The sequence below is a fragment of the Mycobacterium adipatum genome (genome assembly GCF_001644575.1).
Lineage (GTDB): Bacteria > Actinomycetota > Actinomycetes > Mycobacteriales > Mycobacteriaceae > Mycobacterium > Mycobacterium adipatum.
This window is the reverse complement of record NZ_CP015596.1, coordinates 3290661-3308150: the sequence shown is the minus strand read 5'-3', so window position 1 is coordinate 3308150 and position 17490 is coordinate 3290661. Positions and strand designations below refer to the sequence as shown.

Here is a 17490-nt window from a genome sequence, read left to right as displayed (position 1 = left end):
ATGATGTTGAAAACCCCATGGGCAGCGATGTTCACCGCCGCCGCGGCGATCCTGTTGGCAGCGCCGGCGCAGGCCGATCCGGACAGTGATTTCGCCAGGGAGCTGCACACCTACGGGATCTACGGGCAGAAGGACTTCAACGCCTGGATCGGCAAGATCGCCTGCAAACGCCTGGACCGCGGCGTCGACGTCACCGCCCAGGACTCGGCGAAGTTCGTCTCCGATCAGCTGCTGCGCGGCTCCAGCACCGAACAGGCCTACCAATTCCTCGGCGCGGCAATGAACTACTACTGCCCCGACAAACGCGTCCTGCTCACTCAGTAGAAGGAGCACCCATGAAAAAGCTCACACTGGCCGGACTCGCGGCCGCCGCCGCACTCACCCTGGCCCCGGTCGCCGGCGCCGATGCCACCGAGGACTACCCCATCCCGCGCAAGATCCTGCACACCCCGTGCACCGCCGAGCAGATCCTGGCCGCCACCCGCGACACCGACCCGGTCTACTACGAGCGCTACATGATCGACTACAACAACAAGTCCCCCGAGGTGCACCGCGCCGTGCAGGACCGCATCCACTGGTTCTTCTCCATGGACTACGCCGGGCGGCGCCAATACTCCGAAGACACCGCCACCAACGCCTTCTACGAACAGCTGGCCTGGAACTGGCCCAACTGGGCCAAGATCTTCTTCAACAACAAGGGCGTCGTCGCTCACTCCACCGCGGTCTGCATGAACTACCCACCCGACGACATGTCCGTCTGGGTCTGGTAAGCATCTGTGCCGCAACACTTTTGAATGATTGACCGGCACAACACGTTTCGCTCCGCCATGTTTCGACTTCGCCCCGCATTGACTTTGCGAGAACTCAAGATCAATGCACGTAGCCCTTCGAATCTGGGCCCCGCGCAAGGCCGTTCACTCGCTGTTTTGTGAGTTGCGCTGGCACTTTGCCGAGATGTGAAGGGGGTCACAGAATTTTGCCCGCTTACAAACGCCTCTGTTAACGTCCGTCCGCATGTTTGCTGTAGCTTCACTTCTGGCGTTGGTGAGCCAGGTGTCAGGGACGCCATACATCTCCGGCGGGGACACCCCTGCCGGCACCGATTGCTCAGGCCTGGCATCCTGGGTCAGCAACGCCGCGACGAACCGTCCGGTGTTCGGTGACCGGTTCAACACCGGCAACCAGGAGAGCGCCCTGCTGGCCCGCGGCTTCAAGTACGGCACCCAGCCCGGCGCGCTCGTCATCGGCTGGAACGGGGGCCACACGGCGGTCACCCTGCCCGACGGCACACCGGTTTCCTCCGGGGAGGGCGGCGGTGTCAAGATCGGCGGCGGCGGTGCCTACCAACCTCAGTTCACCAAGCACATGTACCTGCCGATGGAACCGTCCGGGCAGCCCGCGCCCGAGGGCATGATCCCGCCGCCTCCGCCGGGCTTCGCTCCCCCGCCGCCCGCCGAATTGCCGCCGCCGGCCGGCGCGCAGCCGCCCGTTCCGCTGGACGTCGCACCGCCACCCCCGCTGGATCCGATGGCACCGCCGCCGCCGGCGCCCGAGGGTCTCCCGCCGGCTCCGGCAACATTCCCGCTGTAACTCGTTCAGACGTACCTGGGCCGGCCCGCAAGGGCCCCCAGGACGATCTGGATCACGTAGATCCCCAGCACCATCATCCAGGGCACCGTCCAGCCGCCGCTGAGTTCGTGGAGCAGCCCGAACGCGAACGGGCCGATACCGGCCAGCAGATAACCCAACCCCTGGACCATGCCGGACAACCGCGCGGTGTCCGCGGCGTTGCGAGCACGCAGCGCGATGACGGCCAGCGCGAGCGAGAACACGCTCATGCCGAGTCCGAGCAACACCGTCCACAACACGGGTGCGGCGGCGGGCGCGATGGCCAGACCCGCCACTCCGGTGATGCCGAGCACGCCCAGACCGACGATCCAGCCGCTCTGGCTGGGGCGCCGCGAGGCCAGTGGGGCCACCACGATGCTGATGGGCACGGCAATGACGGCGTTGAGACCCAGCAGTAGGCCGGCGTCGCCCTTGCTGAGGCCATTGTCGATGAACACCTGCGGCAACCAGCCCATGACCACATAGGCCAGTAGCGACTGGCAACCGAAGAACCCGGTGATGATCCAGGCCAACCTGCTGCGCAGCAGGGAGCGCCCCGCCGCGGCGACGGCCTCGACCCGGGGAGCCGGCGGGCGGGTGGCCCGGTTGCGCAGCATCGCCGACAGCCAGACGACCAAGGCCGCGGCCGCCAGCACGGCCCAAGCGCCCAGCGCGAACCGCCAGCCGCCGAGCATCTCGTCGAGCGCCGGTGTGACGGCGGAGCCGGCCGCCCCACCACCCTGCAATGCCGCGGTGTAGATCCCGGTCATCAGGCCGATGCGGGCGGGGAAGGAGCTCTTGATGACCACCGGGATCAAGACATTGATCAGCGCGATGCCCGCGGTGGCGACCAGCGTCCCACCGATGACGACGTGCGGAGCGTCGATCACCCGGAGCAACAGCCCGGTGGTGAGCACCAGCAGCGCGCCCGCGATCGCCGAATCGATGCCGAAACGACGAGCCAACCACGGCGCCGTGAGGCCCGCCGCGGCAAAGCACAACCCGGGCAAGGTGGTCAGCACTCCGGCCCACAGCGCCGAGGCGCCCAGATCACCGCGCATATCCGCGAGCAACGGCCCGACGCTGGTGATCGCGGGCCGCAGATTCAACGCGGTGAGGACGACCGCCACGACCAGCAGCGCACCCCCGGCCGCCGTCGTGGAAGGTCGCGCCTTCACCGATCGGTCGAGTGCCGATCCGTCGAGTTCGGACGCACGGTCGTCGAGCGCGCTCGTGTGGCGACTTCCAATCACCTGGACTACCCTGCCATACATCCGATGATTGGATGAAAGGGGTTTCTGTGCCGTTGGCCACTACGCGTCGCACCGGGTTGGTCGACCAGGTGATCGAACAGCTGCGTTCCTCGGTAAGCACCGGCGAATGGCCGGTCGACACCAGAATCCCGACCGAACCCGCACTTGCCGAGACGCTGGGGGTCGGCCGCAACACCGTGCGCGAGGCGGTGCGGGCACTCGCACACAGCGGCATCCTCGAAGTCCGCCAGGGCGACGGCACCTACGTCCGAGCCACCAGCGAGGTCTCGGGCGCGCTTCAGCGGTTGTGCGGCACCGAGTTCCGCGATGTGCTCCAGGTCCGGCGATGCCTGGAGGTCGAAGGCGCCCGACTGGCCGCGACCGCTCGGACAGCCGACGACCTCGACGAGCTGTGGACGTTACTGGATCGCAGCGAGGCGTTGCGCGCAGAAGGCGGCGACGACTTCGCCAGGGCCGATGCCGCACTGCACTTCGCGGTGGTCAGGAGTTCGCACAATGCGGTGCTCACCGCGCTCTACCGGGGTCTGACCGAGGTGGTGTCGGCCAGCGTCATCACCACCAAAGCCGTGCAGCCCATCGCCGAATTCGCCCGGCACCGAGGGCTGATCGAGGCGATCGCCGCGCGGGACACCGCACGGGCGGGTCGCGAGGCCGGCGGCTTCCTCGACGAACTGCTGGACGGACTGCCCGGCGGGAGCTGAACCCGCGTTACTCCGGGGTCAGTGCGTCGCTGTTGACGAAGGTCAACGATCCGGTGTCGAGCAGCACCGCCCAGCGGCGAGCCGGATCGGCGATGTGGTTGTCGCCGATGTCCACGGAATAGCCTGCGCTGTCGCCGAAGTCGTCGACGATGAGTCCGGCCGCCTCGTCATCGGTGCCGGCATGCACCCGAACACGCACATCCACCGCGATGCCGTGATCGTCGGAATCACCGGAGTCGGCACCGACAATGTCCTGAGCTGTCACGAGAGCTCCCCTGTCATGTTCGCCGACCGCGACAGGCGGCCGACGTGCGATCGAATCCTGGACTCGGAATTTGCGGAGTCGATGCTCATGGCCGGACAAACAACGGCGGCAGCTAAAGCACCGCACCGATCCAAGCCCGCCCGCCCGACGATGTCGATGATCGCAGACTTCCCGCGGGTCGACTCCACTACCGGTTCCTTTACTTCGTTCTGCAATCCTTCTGCGATCCTTCTGCACCGCAGCTGCAACAAACTCTCGATCGACCCCCGCACCGACCAACACCTGATCGAACACGCCGATAGTCGGATATTCAATGCGCGATTGTCAATATTCTCGGCAACGCCCGGCACACGGTATTGCGTTCTGCGGCCACTGTCCGAACAAACTCGCATCCTCTGCTGCCATAATCGGGGTAATACAGCGAATTGTCATGACCGCGCCGATTGCCTCAACCAAGCGCTTGCTTGAAGGCGCGGTCCGGACGGTCCCCCGGCCTCGGATAATCTCTCTGCGTGATCGTGCTGCTGCCGCCGTCGGAGACGAAACGGTCCGGGGGCGACGGTCCGCCGTTGCGCCTCGACCGGCTCAGCTATACCGGGCTGACCGCCCTGCGCACCGAACTCGTCGACGACATCGTCGGCCTTGCCGCCGACGTCCCCGCGTGCCGGCGCGCGCTCGGGCTGACCGCGAAACAGGACGCCGAGATAGCGCGCAACGCGGCGCTGATGGCCGCCGCGACACTGCCGGCGATCGATCGCTACACCGGAGTGCTCTACGACGCCCTGGACATCGGATCGCTGCGCGGCGCGAGCGCAACACGGGCGCGGGCCCGGCTGGCCATCGGCTCGGCACTCTTCGGGCTGCTGCGCGCCGACGATCCGATACCCCCGTACCGATTGTCCGCATCGTCCAAATTGCCCGGCCGACCCACGCTGGGCGCCCGCTGGAAGCCGGTGCTGGAACCGGTGCTGGCCGAGATCGCCACCCAGGACCTGGTGGTGGATCTGCGCTCCGGGTCCTACGCCGCACTCGGCAGGATCGACGGCGCGGTCCGGGTCAATGTACTGGCCGAACACCCGGACGGGCACCGGACCGTCGTCAGCCATTTCAACAAGGCGCACAAGGGCAAACTGGCCCGCGCGCTGGCCGCCGGCAGATCCGACCCCGATGACGCGGCCAAGGTCGCGGCCGTTGCCCGCAAAGCCGGCATGCAGGTCGAGCGCACCGGCAACGACCTCGTCATCGTGGTCCCGGCCTGAGTTAAACCGTTACATAACAACGCGATCACAGCCCGCGTCGGACGGACGGTCACTCCCGCGGCTTTGTTACCTTGCCGGGTATGACGCCTTCGACAACGATGCGGCGGTGGCTGCGCCGAGGCGTGTCGGCCGCCGTGGCGACGGTGGTCCTCGGGTCGCTGACCGGCGCACCACCGGCCACCGCGTTCTCCCGCCCCGGGCTGCCCATCGAGCAGCTGGACATCCCCTCGGCGGCGATGGGCCGCAACATCCGGGTCGAATTTCAGGGTGGCGGACCACATGCCATCTATCTGTTGGACGGCCTGCGCGCACAGGACGATTTCAGCGGGTGGGATATCAACACCGCCGCGTTCGAGTGGTATCACGATTCCGGGCTCTCGATGGTGATGCCCGTCGGTGGACAATCCAGCTTCTACACCGACTGGTATCAGCCCGCTGTCGGCAGCTCAGGCCCCATCACCTACAAGTGGGAAACGTTCCTCACCCAGGAACTGCCGGCCTGGCTGGCCGCCAACCGGGGTGTCAGCCCGGTCGGCAATGCCGTTGTCGGCCTGTCGATGTCGGGCGGCTCCGCGCTCACCCTGGCCATTTGGCATCCCGCCCAGTTCATCTTCGCCGCATCGCTGTCCGGCTTCGTCAACCCGTCACTGGGCCTGTGGCCGACGCTGATCGGTCTGGCCATGCGCGACGCCGGTGGCTACAACGCCACCGATATGTGGGGGCAGACCAGCGACCCGGCCTGGCGCCGCAACGACCCCATGGTCAACGTCGCCATGCTGGCGGCCAACCGCACCGCGGTCTGGGTGTACTGCGGTGACGGCACACCATCCGATCTCGACACCGGGGGCGATTTCGGCGGGATGTTCAGTTCGCAGTTCTTGGAGAACATCACGCTCAACACCAATAAGACGTTCCAGCAACGCTATCTGGCTGCAGGCGGGCGCAACGGGGTGTTCAACTTCCCCAAGGACGGCACCCACAGCTGGGGTTACTGGGGCGCACAGCTGCTCGCGATGAAACCCGACCTGCTGCGCGTACTGGGTGTCACGCCACCCGCTCCGCCGCCTGCCGCGCCGGCTCCCGTCCCGGCGGTTCCGGCCCCGGGAGCTGTCGCACCCGCGCTTCCCGTACCCGCGGTGGTGGCGCCGGTGGCACCGGCCCCCGCGGTGCGCGTGCCGGTCGCGAGCCGACCCGCCTGAGCATTCCCCTACCCCCGACCGGGGGTGTCGGTAGCGTGGCGGCATGAAGCTGATCTCGCCGACCGATGCACTGTTTCTCGTCGGCGAATCACGAGAACACCCGATGCATGTCGGCGGACTTCAGCTCTACGAACCCCCTGCCGACGCCGGCCCGGATTTCGTGGCCGAGTTGCATGCCGCGATCGTCGAGAACGACGACTTCCAGCCGACGTTCCGCAAGCACCCGGCGAGCTTCTTCGGTGGAATCACCAATGTAGGTTGGTCTTTGGACAGCGATGTCGATGTCGACTACCACCTGCGCCGGTCCGGCCTGCCCCGCCCGGGCCGGGTCCGTGATCTGCTGGAATTGACCTCGCGGATGCACGGCACGCTGCTGGACCGGCATCGGCCGCTGTGGGAGGCGTACCTGATCGAGGGCCTGCACGACGGACGATTCGCCGTGTACACCAAGATCCACCATTCCCTCATCGACGGGGTGTCCGCGCAGCGCCTGATGATCCGCACGCTGTCATCCGACCCGGACGACCGGGTCGTCCGGGTGCCCTGGACGCTGGCCCCCCGGAGACGTCCCAGCACACCATCGAGTCAGGCGTCTTTGATCCGGACGGTCGGCGCGGTGGCGACGGGCGTCGCCGCGGTGGCGCCCTCGACGATCTCGCTCGCCCGCTCGGCGCTGTTCGAGCAACAGTTGACGCTGCCGTTCCGGGCACCCAGGACCATGTTCAACGTGCCGATCGGCGGCGCCCGCCGGTGCGCGGCACAGTCCTGGAAGCTGGACCGGATCAGATCGGTCAAGGAAGCCGCACCCGGCGCGACCATCAACGACGTGGTGCTCGCCATGTGCGCAGGAGCGCTGCGGGCCTACCTCGACGAGCAGCACGCCCTACCGGAAACCCCTTTGGTGGCAATGGTTCCGGTGAGCCTGCGTGGGGAACACGAACAAGACGCCGGCGGCAACATGGTCGGCACGATCCTGTGCAACCTGGCCACCGATGTCGTCGACCCGATGAAGCGCCTGGGAACCATCAGCGTGTCGATGCGGGACAACAAGCGCGTGTTCAGTGAACTACCGCGCGCCCAGGCGCTCGCCCTGTCGGGCTTCCTGGTCGCCGGGCTCGGCCTCAGCCTGGTGCCCGGGTTCGTGTCCTCGGCACCACCCCCATTCAATATCGTCATCTCCAATGTGCCGGGCGCACGGGAACCGATGTACTGGAAGGGCGCCAGACTCGACGGCAATTATCCGCTGTCCATCGCCCTCGACGGCCAGGCGCTGAACATCACGCTCACCAACAATGCCGACAACCTGGACTTCGGTCTGGTGGGGTGCCGGCGAAGCGTCCCGCACCTGCAGAGGTTGCTGAGCCATCTGGAGGATTCGCTGGCAGCGCTGGAGCGGGCCGCCGGACTCTGAGCGCAGTGAAGTGGCTTGCGCGCCGTGCTTCTCAGCGGTGACGCGGGGTCGTGCCCCGCTGCCGTCACAGGATGGGCACCGCTTCATATCGGATCGGTGTCGGCGAAAATTAGCGGTTTGCGCATATTCAAGATCGCGATAGGTTCCCCTCGTCGTCAGTCACAGGGAGACCGGAATATCTATGCCACGCAGCACAAATCGGCTCGCACTGACGTCCTTTGCAGCCGCGGGCCTGTACTGCGGCGCACTGGTTCTCACTCCGGTCGCGTTTGCTGAACCCAGCCCGGGCGTGCCGTGTCTGGACCTGGTCTCCGATCTGGCCGCCGCACCGGAGATCATCCCGCAATCCTTGGAAGGCGGCACCGCGGCACTGAACGAGGCCTTGGTGCCGGTCGCACCCGTGGAGTCGGCGGCACCGCTGATCGAGGCGGCCGCGGTCCCGGCTCCCCCAGTGGAGGACGTCGCGCCGGCCGCCGCGGTGCCCGCGACCCCGGTCGCGACGGAAGTCATTCCGCCGGAGCCCGCGGCGATGTCGGTGCTGGAACGGGCGATCGCCGGGCCGCCGGTAGCCCCGATGCCGGCCCCGGCGCCCGCCGCCGTGCCTGCCCCGGTACCCGCCGCCGTGCCTGCTGTGCCGATCGCCGTGCCGCCGGTGCCGCCGGTGCCGGTTCCGGCGGTGCCGGTGCCCGCGGTGCCGGTGCCCGCGGGGGTTCCGGAGGCCGCACCCCCCGTCGCGGCCCCGATGATCGAGGCCGCCGCTGTTCCCCCGGCGGGAGCTGTTCCCGTGAGCGAGGCTGTCCCCGCGGTGGTGCCCGAGGCATCACCGCCACCGCCACCACCTCCGGCGCCCCCGGCGCCGGAGGCCCCCGCAGCGCCCGCCGCACCGGTCGAAAACGCCTCTCCAGCAAGCATTTTGGCACCGCCCGGCCCGGTCGAGGACGTGCTGGTCGAGGCCGCCGCACCGGTGGCCGCCGTGGCACCGATCGAGGCGGCGGTCGCCCCGCCGGTCGCCATCGGGGCACCCGCGGCCGCGTTGGCGGCCGAGACAGCGGGCAGCGTGCTCCCGATGCTCGCTTCGGCGCCGGCGGTCCTGGCCGCCACACCCCCGCCGCCGCTGGCCCTGCCCACCGTGCCGGGCCTACCGGTCACGCTTCCCAGCGAGATCTCGCTACCGACCGATCTCGTGTGCGAGGGCACCGCATGGTCGGCCACCGTCCCCGAACACGAGGCGAGCGCAGCCGAATCACCGCCGGCGCGCACACCCGAGGACGCTGAGCGCGCCGACTGGTGAGCATGCGCCGACCGAAAAGCCCTGTCGCCGAGGGCGATCAGGCCCCGGTTGCGGGGGCGCGCACCACCACCGGCACCGCCGGGAAGTAGATCGCCATCTCGGAACGCGACTTGCGCAGCGCGGCCGTACCGTAACCCTTCTTACGCAGGTCCGGGCGGATCCAGATACGCACCTCGACCTCGTGATCGACGAGCTCGCCGAGAACCAGACCGACCTTCTCTTCGCCCTCGAGCGCGACAAACCACGCTGCTTCCTCGGCGTCCAAACGTCCCAGTGCGGAGGTGATCTCGTGATCGAGACTGCCCGCGGGACCACCCTTGCCGTCGCCGGCGGTGTGCAGCTCGTCGACCCGGGCCGAGAAGATGTCTCGGTCGGTCTCCCCCGAGAAGGGGCGTAGCACCAGCGTTTCGGCCGATGATGCCGGCCGCTCGTTGACGGTGAAGGTGAGCTGGCTGTTGAGATCTTCCAGTTCGGCCGCGATGACCTTGCGGGCATCCTTGGTCAGCTGCTGGAACGACAGCCCGAACACCGCCTCGCTGCCGGCACGCGTCGTGCCCAGCAGTTCGGCGATGGCCGTCACCGCGGCGTCCCGGTCGGTGGCGTCGACGATGATGTCGAGCACCTCGTGCCGGCGATCGAGCGCCTTCAACAGGGCTTCGGCAATTTCACGACGGGCGGCGGCACGATCCAGATCGGTCATGGGACAAGCCTAGATCAACCGCCGCCGGCCGCGTCGCGATCCGGCGCGGCATCCGGTCAGACCTTGGCGAAGCGTTTCTCGTCGTAGAGCCGCGCCCACTCCGCCCGCGGCCGGATCGAGGTGTCGACGTCGGTGGCGGTGGCCCGAAGTGCACCGACGGTCGCCTGCTCCTTCGGGGTCAGCTTGAATGGGTCCCAGCCGAAGAATCGGCACGAGTTCTCCCAGGTGATCTTGTTGATATCGGCATCCGAGGCGCCGGCGGCGTTCAACTCCGCGAGCACCTGCTCGGGCGCATCGGGCCAGAAGCAGTCGGAGTGCGGGTAGTCGCATTCCCAGGCGATGTTGTCGATGCCGATCTCGTGGCGCAGTTTCAGCGAGGTCTTGTCGGTGACGTAGCAGGCCAGCGAATGCTCACGGAAGACATCGCTGGGCATCTTGTCTCCGAAATCGCGGCGCAGCCATTTCTGGTTCGTGTAGTGCCGGTCGCTGCGGTCCAGATAGAACGGGATCCAGCCGATGCCGCCCTCGGAGAATGCGAACTTCAGATCCGGGTAGTTGCGCATCGCCGGGCCCCACAGCAGATCCTGGGCGCACATCGCCGAGACCTGGGTGGCCAGGATGATCAGATTGTCGATCGGGGCGTTCGGCGCCATGCTGATGGCCCCGAATCCGGTGCCGATGTGCAGGCACATCACGACCCGCTCATCGGAGAGCGTCTGGAAGACCGGGCCCCAGTAGTCCTCGTCGTGGTAGCTCGGAAGTCCTTCCAGGTGCGGCAATTCCGGCATCGTCACCGCGCGGCAACCCTTGGCGGCAACCCGCTTGATCTCCTTGACCATGGCCTGCGGGTTCCAGGTCGGGAGCACCGCGATCGGGATGAAACGGTCCGGGTAGGAACCTGCCCACTCGTCGATATGCCAGTCGTTGTAGGCCGACACCATCACCAGCGTGACCTCTTCGCGGTGCATGTTGAGGTGGCGCGCGGAGAACCCGGTGAACGTCGGGAAGCACATCGAGGCCAGGATGCCGTTGCGGCTCATGTCCCGCACCCGCTCGTGCACGTCATAGACCCCGGGGCGCATCTCGGCGAAACCGGCCGGGTCGCGGCCCCACTCCTCGGCGGGCCAGGACACCACCGCGTTGAGCCCGCTGACCCCCTGCGGGCGGCCCTGATACATCCACTGATCCACGCCCTTGTCGTCGGTGACGACGATCGGGGCCTCGGACTTGTACTTGGCGGGCACGTGGTTGAGGAACATGTCGGGCGGCTCGACGACATGGTCGTCGATGCTCACCAGGATCAGGTCGTCGGTCTGCATAACCAACTAGTACCCTCGGAAATCGTGACCGTCTCTGCGCGATCGGACAGAGGTTTGACCTTTTCGGCCAAGTTGCACACAGCGGCCAATACGGACCCGGCCCGGCCGGTGATCGAACTGCGCCGCGGTGGTCGCGCACTGGCGGGCAGCTATCTCTACGAGGGCGACGGCTTGATCACCGGTTGGCATTCCCACGAGGTGCACCAGATCGAGTACGCGCTCCACGGAGTCGTCGAGGTGGAGACCGACGCCGGCCATTACCTGCTGCCGCCACAGCAGGCCGCCTGGATCCCGGCCGGGCTGGAACACCAGGCGGTGATGAACCCTGACGTCAAAACCGTCGCGGTGATGTTCGACGCGCAGATGATTCCCGACACCGGTCTGCGGGCACGCATCATCGCGGTGTCGCCGCTGATCCGCGAGATGATGATCTACGCGCTGCGCTGGCCCATCGACCGGGCGCAATCCCCGACCGAGGACGCCGGGGTCTCCGACGATTTCTTCCGCACGATGGCCCACCTGGTCACCGAGGCACTCGACCACGAGGCGCCGTTGAGCCTGCCCACATCGGATCACCCGATCGTCGCGGCGGCGCTGGCCTACACCAAGGAGCACCTCGCATCGGTGACCGCCGAGGACGTCAGCCGCGCGGTAGCGGTCTCGGAGCGGACACTGCGCAGATTGTTCTCCGACACCCTGGGATTGTCCTGGCGGACGTACCTGCTGCACGCCCGGATGCTGCGGGCGATGGCGCTGCTGGCCGCACCGGGCCAATCGGTCCAGGCGACCTCGTCCGCGGTGGGGTTCGACAACCTCAGCTCGTTCACCCGCAGCTTCACCCAGTTCTGTGGTGAGACCCCGTCGGCCTACCGTAAACGGGTTGCCGGCGAAAAAGCTTGACGCCGCTACGGTTTGCGGAACAGGCCGTCACGCAACAGCGTGTTCACCGATGCCTGCCACCGCTGCAACTGCTCCGGAGCGGTGAACGACGCCGACAGATGGCGTTCGATATGGCCGCGCATGCTGATCGCACCGAGCGGCAGGACCAGGGCATTGATGACCGCCCACGGCAGATCGATATCGGGGCGCGTCTCACCACGGTCGGCGCGTTGCTGCCAGCGCAGGATGCCGACTTCGTAGAGCCGGTCGAAGATCGTGGTACCCAATTGGCTGCCGTCGACCAGCGCCCGACCCAGGTAGGCCGCCACATCGGGATGTTCGGCGAACAGTCGGTTGACCCGGTCGCCGATCTCCGAGACCGAATCGGCTGCGGTTGCCGCGACCGGCTCCGCCATCGGGGTGATCACCACCTCGACCACGTAGTCATCGACGGCCTTGATCAGGCCCGCCTTGGTCGCGAAATGGTGCTGCACCAACCCGAGGGAGACCCCGGCCGCCGCGGCGACCCCCCGCAGCGTCGTCGCGGCGGTGCCGTGCGCGGCGAAGCTCTGCAGTGCCGCGGTGCGGATGTTCGCGATGCTGCGGGGCACCTCGGTGCCCGCCCCGGCGGCCTCAGATCTCACAATTGCCACCGTAGTCAATCTCACTCCATGACCGCTGGTCGATCCGCCTGTATCGTCAGTACGATACAACCGTATGGTCCATTGAGCATCAGTCGAGACGGGAAGGGATGGTGGGGGGACGTTGTATCCGGTATCGATCGAAGACGGAGTGTGGACGGCACCGTGCACGCAGAATCCCGACCGGTGGACGACAACGGCGGACGAAGGGGCCAAGGCCTTGTGCCGAGCCTGTCCCCGCCGGTGGCAGTGCGCCAAAGAGGCCTGCGTGACCCCGGGGGCGGAGGGTCTGTGGGCCGGTATCGCGCTGCCGCCGGCGGGGCGTAGCCGTCAGTTCGCGCTCAAACAGTTGCGCTCGCTGGCGGAGCGCAACGGGGGCGCATTCAGTCGCTGACACGCGCACTCACCGGCCCCGGGTCATCGCCTACCGTGGTGGCGCCCCGGCGCATTCGGGGTCGACCTGCACGGCGTAGGACGTGATCGCGCTGATCCGGGTGCCGGTGAACTCGACGATGTCGCAGCCGGCCACAGCGGTCACACCGTTGGGTCCGCTGTAGCGGGCCACGGTGTCCACCGCCACCACGTCGCCCTGCCCCGCCACCACACAACGCAGCAAGCTGGTCTCGGTGTCGGCCAAGCTCTCCCGAGTTTCGCTGCAGGTGCGGATGACGGCGTCGGCACCCTCGAGCACCAGATAGCCCACGATCGTCCACCGGACGTCCCTGGCGAGATGGGGCAGCGACTCCTCGAATCGGTGCGTCGAGAACGCCAGCGCGACAGCGGCGCGATCGATGGAATCGTCCATGGGTGTCCTCCTCGAGCGCAAGCCGGCACATCGATGTGCGTGCACCCGACCCTTCCACGACGACCGCGCGCACGTGCGGAGGGCACAATATTGCGCGCCTGTAATCCATGACACACTTTGCCGATGGTTCCTCCCATCGCGCGCCCCAAGCTCGAGGGCAACGTCGCCGTCAGCACCGACCGCCAACTCGGATTCGCCGAGTTCGGTGACCCGCAGGGCCGGGCGATCTTCTGGTTGCACGGCACCCCCGGTGCGCGCCGGCAAATTCCCGCCGAGGCACGGGCCTATGCCGAGCTGGAGAAGATCCGGCTGATCGGTGTGGACCGCCCGGGTATCGGCTCCTCGACACCGCACCAGTACCCGAACGTGCTGGCTTTCGCCGAGGACCTGCGCATCATCGCCGACACGCTCGGGATCGACAATTTCGCCGTCATCGGGCTCTCCGGCGGTGGACCGTACACGTTGGCCGCCGCGGCCGCGATGCCCGATCGGGTGGTCGCCGCCGGCGTGCTCGGCGGTGTCGCCCCCTACGTCGGGACCGACGGCATCGCCAGTGGTCTGATGAACCTCGGCTCCACGGTGGCGCCCGTACTCGAACTGGCCGGCGCCCCGATCCGGGTCGCCGCCGCCACCTTGATCAAGCTCATCGCACCGCTGGGCTCACCGGCGTTGGAGATCTACGCCCGGATCTCCCCGGAGGGTGACCGCCGCCTCCTGGCACGCCCCGAGTTCAAGGCGATGTTCCTCGACGACCTGCTCAACGGCGGCCGCAAACAGCTCGCAGCGCCGTTCTACGACATCATCGACTTTGTCCGGGACTGGGGATTCCGCCTCGACGAGGTGAAGGTCCCGGTCCACTGGTGGCACGGCGACAAGGACCACATCGTCCCGTTCGCGCACGGCGCGCACGTGGTGGCGCGGCTGCCGGACGCCGAGATGACGGTGTTGCCCGGCGAGAGCCACCTCGGGGGGCTCGGCTGCGCCGAGGACATCCTCCGTACCATGCAAGACATCTGGGATCGCGACGGCCGCGGCTCCCGCTGAAAGGAGTTCGGCACGTGGAACTTTCAGGGACCGGAATCTGGAGCGCCCCGCTGCGCTACGGCGACGCCGGCCGGGCCGCCGAGGCCGCGGCCGAATTGGAGGAGCTCGGCTACACCGCCCTGTGGATCCCCGATGTCGGCGGACCGGTGCTCGACTCGGTCGAGAACCTGCTGAACGCCACCAAGACGGCCACCATCGCCACCGGCATCCTGAACCTGTGGATGCATGAGCCCGCCGAGGTCGCGGCCGCCCACGCACGGCTGACCGCGGCCCACGGCCGGCGATTCCTGTTGGGCATCGGCGTCAGCCACGCGCCACTGATCGATTCCAAGGCACCGGGCACCTACCGCAAACCGCTGGCCGCCACCGCGGCTTTTCTGGACGGGCTGGACAGCGCCGAGCAGCCCGTCGCCGCGGCGGACCGGGTACTCGCCGCGCTGGGACCGAAGATGCTGCGCCTGGCTGCCGACCGGTCGCGCGGCGCACACCCCTATCTGGTCACCCCCGAGCACACGGCCACCGCCCGGGAGCGCCTCGGCGACGGACCGTTGCTGTTGCCCGAGCAGGCCGCGATCCTCAGTACGGACGCCGACGCGGCCCGCAAGATCGGCCGGAACTTCTTGCGCAGCTACCTGCAGTTGCCGAACTACGCCAACAACCTGCTGCGCACCGGCTTCACCGAAGACGAGGTGGCCTCGATCAGCGATCGCCTGGTCGATGCGATCGTGGTGTGGGGCAACGAAGAAGCGATCCTGGCGCGCGTCGACGAGCACAAGGCCGCCGGCGCCGACCACGTGTGCGTTCAGATCCTCGATGCAGACCCCTCGGCGCTGCCGCTGCCGCAATGGCGCCGGCTGGCACCCGTCTTGAACTGATCCCCCGGTGGCTGCCCTCGATATCGGCGTGTACGTGCCCCAGATGGGGTTCTCCTATGCCGACGTGCTGCATCGAGCGGTGCGCTGCGAAGAACTGGGCATCGGGTCGCTGTGGCTGTACGACCATCTGTACGGCCCCGGGATGCCCGAGATCGATTCGCTGGAGGCGTGGACACTTGCCACCGCGCTGCTGGCCCGCACCGAACGGCTACGCGTCGGGCACATGGTGCTGTGCAACCAGTTCCGCCACCCGGCGGTGCTCGCGAAGATGGCGACCACACTCGATCAGATATCGGCGGGCCGGCTGCAACTGGGTATCGGCAGCGGGTCGATCGAGGACGAGCACCGGCGGACGGGGCTGGATTGGGGCTCGTTCGCGACGCGGTCGCAACGACTCGCCGAAACCTTGGAGATCCTGACCCAGGCGTTCGGCACCGGCACCGTCGACTTCAGCGGCGCGCATTACACCGTGCACGATCTGCCCATCCGGCCCGGCGCCGTCCAGCAGCCGCGACCACCCATCGTGGTCGGCGGGGTCGGCGAAAAGTACACGTTGCCGCTGGTCGCGCGCTACGCCGATGTCTGGAACGTGCCCACCTATGCGCTCGGCGAACTGGAGCACAAGCAGTCGGTGCTGCGGACCCTCTGCGCCGATATCGGACGCGATCCGGCCACCATCGTGATGTCGGTGGAGGCGGTGATGGCGTTGTCCCCGGACGAACAGTCGCTGCCGAAAGTCCGCGAGTTCGCCGAGAAGCGCTTCGGTGGACCCGGTTTCGGCCTCACCGAGGGCGGCCTGATCGGTACCGCGCCGAGGATCGTCGAGCGGCTGCGGCATTGGCAGGACCTCGGTTTCGGCCAGGTGGTGTTGTTCACCCACGACCGCGCCTCCGACCGGACTCTGGAACTCCTTGCCGGTGAGGTCATTTCCGAGTTCTCGCGCTAACCCGCCGACAGTGCCAACAGCTCGCTGCGCAGCAGGTGCATCGCCACCGTGGTCGAGCGCTCCCGCACGTCGCTGCGGTCACCGGGTATCCGTAGCGTGTGTGCCAGTGTCGGCCGGCCGCTGACTGCCACACTGAAACACACGGTGCCGACCGGCTTTTCCGCCGAACCGCCACCCGGACCCGCGATACCGGTGATCCCGACCGCGGTGTCGGCGTCGAACCGGGCCAGCGCGCCCTCGGCCATGGCCCGCGCCACCGGCTCCGACACCGCCCCGTACTCGGCGATCAGCGCGGCGTCCACCCCGAGCAGCGACACCTTGGCCGCGTTGGAGTAGGACACCACTCCACCGGCCAGATACGCCGACGATCCCGCCCGGTCCGCCAGCCGCGCGGCCAGCAGTCCCGCCGTGCAGGATTCCGCGGTTGCGAACCGGCGCCCGGCCAGCAGCGCGGCGACCTGGTCGTCGATCAGTGCGCCGTCCTCGGAGAAGAGTTCGCGCGGATAGCGCGACCGCAGCAGGTCGACCAGCGCGGCGTACGCGCCGGCGGCCTGCGGCTCGTAGCGGGTGACGATCTCCAGTTCGCCGCGGCGAAGGCAGGTGGTCACCTCGAGTTCGGCAAAGCCGTCGATGCCGGATTCGGCTTCCCGCAACGTCTCCGCCAGTCCGGACTCGGCGAGACCGAACATCCGCACCGTCTCCTGGCGGTACTCGGTGCGCCCGGCGATCGCCTGTTGGACACCGGCCGTCTCGACGGCACGCGACCACATCGGCTGCAGTTCGCGCGGCGGTCCCGGGAGCACGACGATCGTCGGCGACCCGGGCACGACGACGCCGGGAGCGGTCCCGACGGGATCGAGAATCTGCGCACCGGCGGGCACCATCGCCTGCTTGCGGTTGGCGGCCATCACGGCCTCGAAATCGACTCCGCTGCGGCCGGCCAGCAGGGTGCGCAGGATCTCGGCGATGCGGGCCTCGAGGGGGCCGTCGAGTACCAGTTCGCGACCGGCGAAACGGGCCACGGTCGCCACCGTCAGGTCGTCGGCGGTCGGGCCCAGACCACCGCTGGTGATGATCAGGTCGACACCCTCGGCGGCCAGGAAGCGCAGCTGAGCCTCGATATCGTCGGCGCGGTCGCCGCACTGGGTGACATAGGCCAACTCCACGCCCAGTTCCAGCAGCCGGTCGGCGAGCCAGGGCCCGTTGAGATCCTGGATGCGCCCGGTCAGCACCTCGGTTCCGGTCACCACGATCGCCGCGCGCACAGTCATGG

21 protein-coding genes are annotated in these 17490 nt (G+C 67.9%); 14 read left to right on the top strand and 7 right to left on the bottom strand.

The features are described 5' to 3' along the window. The 3 genes from A7U43_RS15735 (at window position 1) to A7U43_RS15725 (ending at window position 1590) form a co-directional block, all read left to right on the top strand. A complete protein-coding gene (locus A7U43_RS15735) occupies window positions 1–324 on the top strand; it encodes a DUF732 domain-containing protein (RefSeq protein WP_418287652.1) in 324 nt (107 codons plus the stop codon). A gap of 11 nt (window positions 325–335) precedes the next feature. Next, a complete protein-coding gene (locus A7U43_RS15730; RefSeq protein WP_067991450.1) occupies window positions 336–770 on the top strand; it encodes a DUF5078 domain-containing protein in 435 nt (144 codons plus the stop codon). 244 nt (window positions 771–1014) lie between these two features. Next, window positions 1015–1590, top strand: a complete 576-nt coding sequence (locus tag A7U43_RS15725) for a C40 family peptidase (RefSeq protein WP_067997041.1) — start codon at window positions 1015–1017, stop codon at window positions 1588–1590. 5 nt (window positions 1591–1595) lie between these two features. Here the strand turns inward: A7U43_RS15725 and A7U43_RS15720 are convergent, their stop codons facing one another. Further along, on the bottom strand, window positions 1596–2882 hold the full coding sequence (locus A7U43_RS15720) for an MFS transporter (RefSeq protein WP_082902157.1): 1287 nt from the start codon (window positions 2880–2882) through the stop codon (window positions 1596–1598). Between the two features lie 26 nt (window positions 2883–2908). Here A7U43_RS15720 and A7U43_RS15715 point away from each other — a divergent pair, with 26 nt between their 5' ends. Next, the gene (locus A7U43_RS15715; RefSeq protein ID WP_067997038.1) at window positions 2909–3583 is read left to right on the top strand and encodes a FadR/GntR family transcriptional regulator; all 675 of its coding nucleotides are present in this window, start codon (window positions 2909–2911) and stop codon (window positions 3581–3583) included. A 7-nt stretch (window positions 3584–3590) separates the two neighbouring features. On the opposite strand, the gene A7U43_RS15710 is transcribed toward A7U43_RS15715, so the two are convergent. After that, window positions 3591–3848: a hypothetical protein gene (locus A7U43_RS15710; RefSeq protein WP_082902156.1), complete on the bottom strand. Its 258-nt coding sequence runs from the start codon at window positions 3846–3848 to the stop codon at window positions 3591–3593. A gap of 15 nt (window positions 3849–3863) precedes the next feature. Between A7U43_RS15710 and A7U43_RS29720 the strand changes: the two genes are divergently transcribed. The 5 genes from A7U43_RS29720 (at window position 3864) to A7U43_RS15690 (ending at window position 9008) form a co-directional block, all read left to right on the top strand. Beyond that, entirely contained in the window at window positions 3864–4316 is a 453-nt protein-coding gene (locus A7U43_RS29720; RefSeq protein WP_156525933.1) for a hypothetical protein, read from the top strand. Between the two features lie 44 nt (window positions 4317–4360). After that, complete coding sequence (gene yaaA / locus A7U43_RS15705) at window positions 4361–5107, top strand: peroxide stress protein YaaA (RefSeq protein ID WP_067997035.1); 747 nt, start codon at window positions 4361–4363, stop codon at window positions 5105–5107. Window positions 5108–5187: 80 nt separating this feature from the next. Next, entirely contained in the window at window positions 5188–6306 is a 1119-nt protein-coding gene (locus tag A7U43_RS15700; RefSeq protein WP_067997031.1) for an esterase family protein, read from the top strand. 43 nt (window positions 6307–6349) lie between these two features. Continuing rightward, window positions 6350–7717 carry a WS/DGAT/MGAT family O-acyltransferase gene (locus A7U43_RS15695; protein WP_067997028.1) on the top strand — a complete coding sequence of 456 codons (1368 nt, stop codon included), beginning with the start codon at window positions 6350–6352 and terminating at the stop codon, window positions 7715–7717. Window positions 7718–7898: 181 nt separating this feature from the next. Further along, window positions 7899–9008 (top strand): hypothetical protein, encoded by a 1110-nt coding sequence (locus A7U43_RS15690; RefSeq protein WP_067997025.1) that lies wholly within the window; start codon window positions 7899–7901, stop codon window positions 9006–9008. Between the two features lie 37 nt (window positions 9009–9045). Here the strand turns inward: A7U43_RS15690 and A7U43_RS15685 are convergent, their stop codons facing one another. Continuing rightward, a complete protein-coding gene (locus A7U43_RS15685) occupies window positions 9046–9708 on the bottom strand; it encodes a GNAT family N-acetyltransferase (RefSeq protein WP_067997023.1) in 663 nt (220 codons plus the stop codon). 56 nt (window positions 9709–9764) lie between these two features. Then, a complete protein-coding gene (locus tag A7U43_RS15680; protein WP_067997020.1) occupies window positions 9765–11027 on the bottom strand; it encodes an amidohydrolase family protein in 1263 nt (420 codons plus the stop codon). 24 nt (window positions 11028–11051) lie between these two features. Between A7U43_RS15680 and A7U43_RS15675 the strand changes: the two genes are divergently transcribed. Beyond that, a complete protein-coding gene (locus A7U43_RS15675; RefSeq protein ID WP_067997018.1) occupies window positions 11052–11927 on the top strand; it encodes an AraC family transcriptional regulator in 876 nt (291 codons plus the stop codon). Window positions 11928–11932: 5 nt separating this feature from the next. Here the strand turns inward: A7U43_RS15675 and A7U43_RS15670 are convergent, their stop codons facing one another. Then, complete coding sequence (locus A7U43_RS15670; protein WP_067997016.1) at window positions 11933–12550, bottom strand: TetR/AcrR family transcriptional regulator; 618 nt, start codon at window positions 12548–12550, stop codon at window positions 11933–11935. Window positions 12551–12671: 121 nt separating this feature from the next. Here A7U43_RS15670 and A7U43_RS29165 point away from each other — a divergent pair, with 121 nt between their 5' ends. Continuing rightward, the gene (locus A7U43_RS29165) at window positions 12672–12941 is read left to right on the top strand and encodes a WhiB family transcriptional regulator (RefSeq protein WP_082902154.1); all 270 of its coding nucleotides are present in this window, start codon (window positions 12672–12674) and stop codon (window positions 12939–12941) included. 30 nt (window positions 12942–12971) lie between these two features. Here the strand turns inward: A7U43_RS29165 and A7U43_RS15665 are convergent, their stop codons facing one another. Then, the gene (locus A7U43_RS15665; protein ID WP_067997013.1) at window positions 12972–13352 is read right to left on the bottom strand and encodes a nuclear transport factor 2 family protein; all 381 of its coding nucleotides are present in this window, start codon (window positions 13350–13352) and stop codon (window positions 12972–12974) included. Between the two features lie 123 nt (window positions 13353–13475). On the opposite strand from A7U43_RS15665, the gene A7U43_RS15660 reads away from it, so the two are divergent. From A7U43_RS15660 to A7U43_RS15650, 3 genes are read left to right on the top strand one after another with little or no spacing between them, the layout of a single operon-like run. Next, window positions 13476–14396 carry an alpha/beta fold hydrolase gene (locus A7U43_RS15660; protein WP_067997011.1) on the top strand — a complete coding sequence of 307 codons (921 nt, stop codon included), beginning with the start codon at window positions 13476–13478 and terminating at the stop codon, window positions 14394–14396. A 14-nt stretch (window positions 14397–14410) separates the two neighbouring features. Continuing rightward, the gene (locus A7U43_RS15655) at window positions 14411–15271 is read left to right on the top strand and encodes an LLM class F420-dependent oxidoreductase (protein WP_067997007.1); all 861 of its coding nucleotides are present in this window, start codon (window positions 14411–14413) and stop codon (window positions 15269–15271) included. Between the two features lie 43 nt (window positions 15272–15314). Beyond that, entirely contained in the window at window positions 15315–16217 is a 903-nt protein-coding gene (locus tag A7U43_RS15650) for an LLM class flavin-dependent oxidoreductase (RefSeq protein WP_068002811.1), read from the top strand. Here A7U43_RS15650 and A7U43_RS15645 read toward each other — a convergent pair. Continuing rightward, window positions 16214–17488, bottom strand: a complete 1275-nt coding sequence (locus A7U43_RS15645; RefSeq protein ID WP_067997004.1) for a competence/damage-inducible protein A — start codon at window positions 17486–17488, stop codon at window positions 16214–16216. The two genes, A7U43_RS15650 and A7U43_RS15645, sit on opposite strands and share 4 nt — an antisense overlap. Window positions 17489–17490 lie beyond the last annotated feature (2 nt).

What these genes read in the sequence shown, in the direction of transcription:
- A7U43_RS15735 (WP_418287652.1), top strand. Translation starts at nt 1, where the DNA reads ATGATGTTGAAAACCCCATGGGCAGCGATGTTCACCGCCGCCGCGGCG.
- A7U43_RS15695 (WP_067997028.1), top strand. Translation starts at nt 6,350, where the DNA reads ATGAAGCTGATCTCGCCGACCGATGCACTGTTTCTCGTCGGCGAATCA.
- A7U43_RS15645 (WP_067997004.1), bottom strand. Translation starts at nt 17,488, where the DNA reads ATGACTGTGCGCGCGGCGATCGTGGTGACCGGAACCGAGGTGCTGACC.
- A7U43_RS15725 (WP_067997041.1), top strand. Translation starts at nt 1,015, where the DNA reads ATGTTTGCTGTAGCTTCACTTCTGGCGTTGGTGAGCCAGGTGTCAGGG.
- A7U43_RS15680 (WP_067997020.1), bottom strand. Translation starts at nt 11,027, where the DNA reads ATGCAGACCGACGACCTGATCCTGGTGAGCATCGACGACCATGTCGTC.
- A7U43_RS15730 (WP_067991450.1), top strand. Translation starts at nt 336, where the DNA reads ATGAAAAAGCTCACACTGGCCGGACTCGCGGCCGCCGCCGCACTCACC.
- A7U43_RS15650 (WP_068002811.1), top strand. Translation starts at nt 15,315, where the DNA reads ATGGGGTTCTCCTATGCCGACGTGCTGCATCGAGCGGTGCGCTGCGAA.
- A7U43_RS15665 (WP_067997013.1), bottom strand. Translation starts at nt 13,352, where the DNA reads ATGGACGATTCCATCGATCGCGCCGCTGTCGCGCTGGCGTTCTCGACG.
- A7U43_RS15720 (WP_082902157.1), bottom strand. Translation starts at nt 2,882, where the DNA reads ATGTATGGCAGGGTAGTCCAGGTGATTGGAAGTCGCCACACGAGCGCG.
- A7U43_RS15690 (WP_067997025.1), top strand. Translation starts at nt 7,899, where the DNA reads ATGCCACGCAGCACAAATCGGCTCGCACTGACGTCCTTTGCAGCCGCG.
- A7U43_RS29720 (WP_156525933.1), top strand. Translation starts at nt 3,864, where the DNA reads ATGTTCGCCGACCGCGACAGGCGGCCGACGTGCGATCGAATCCTGGAC.
- A7U43_RS15685 (WP_067997023.1), bottom strand. Translation starts at nt 9,708, where the DNA reads ATGACCGATCTGGATCGTGCCGCCGCCCGTCGTGAAATTGCCGAAGCC.
- A7U43_RS15700 (WP_067997031.1), top strand. Translation starts at nt 5,188, where the DNA reads ATGACGCCTTCGACAACGATGCGGCGGTGGCTGCGCCGAGGCGTGTCG.
- A7U43_RS15660 (WP_067997011.1), top strand. Translation starts at nt 13,476, where the DNA reads ATGGTTCCTCCCATCGCGCGCCCCAAGCTCGAGGGCAACGTCGCCGTC.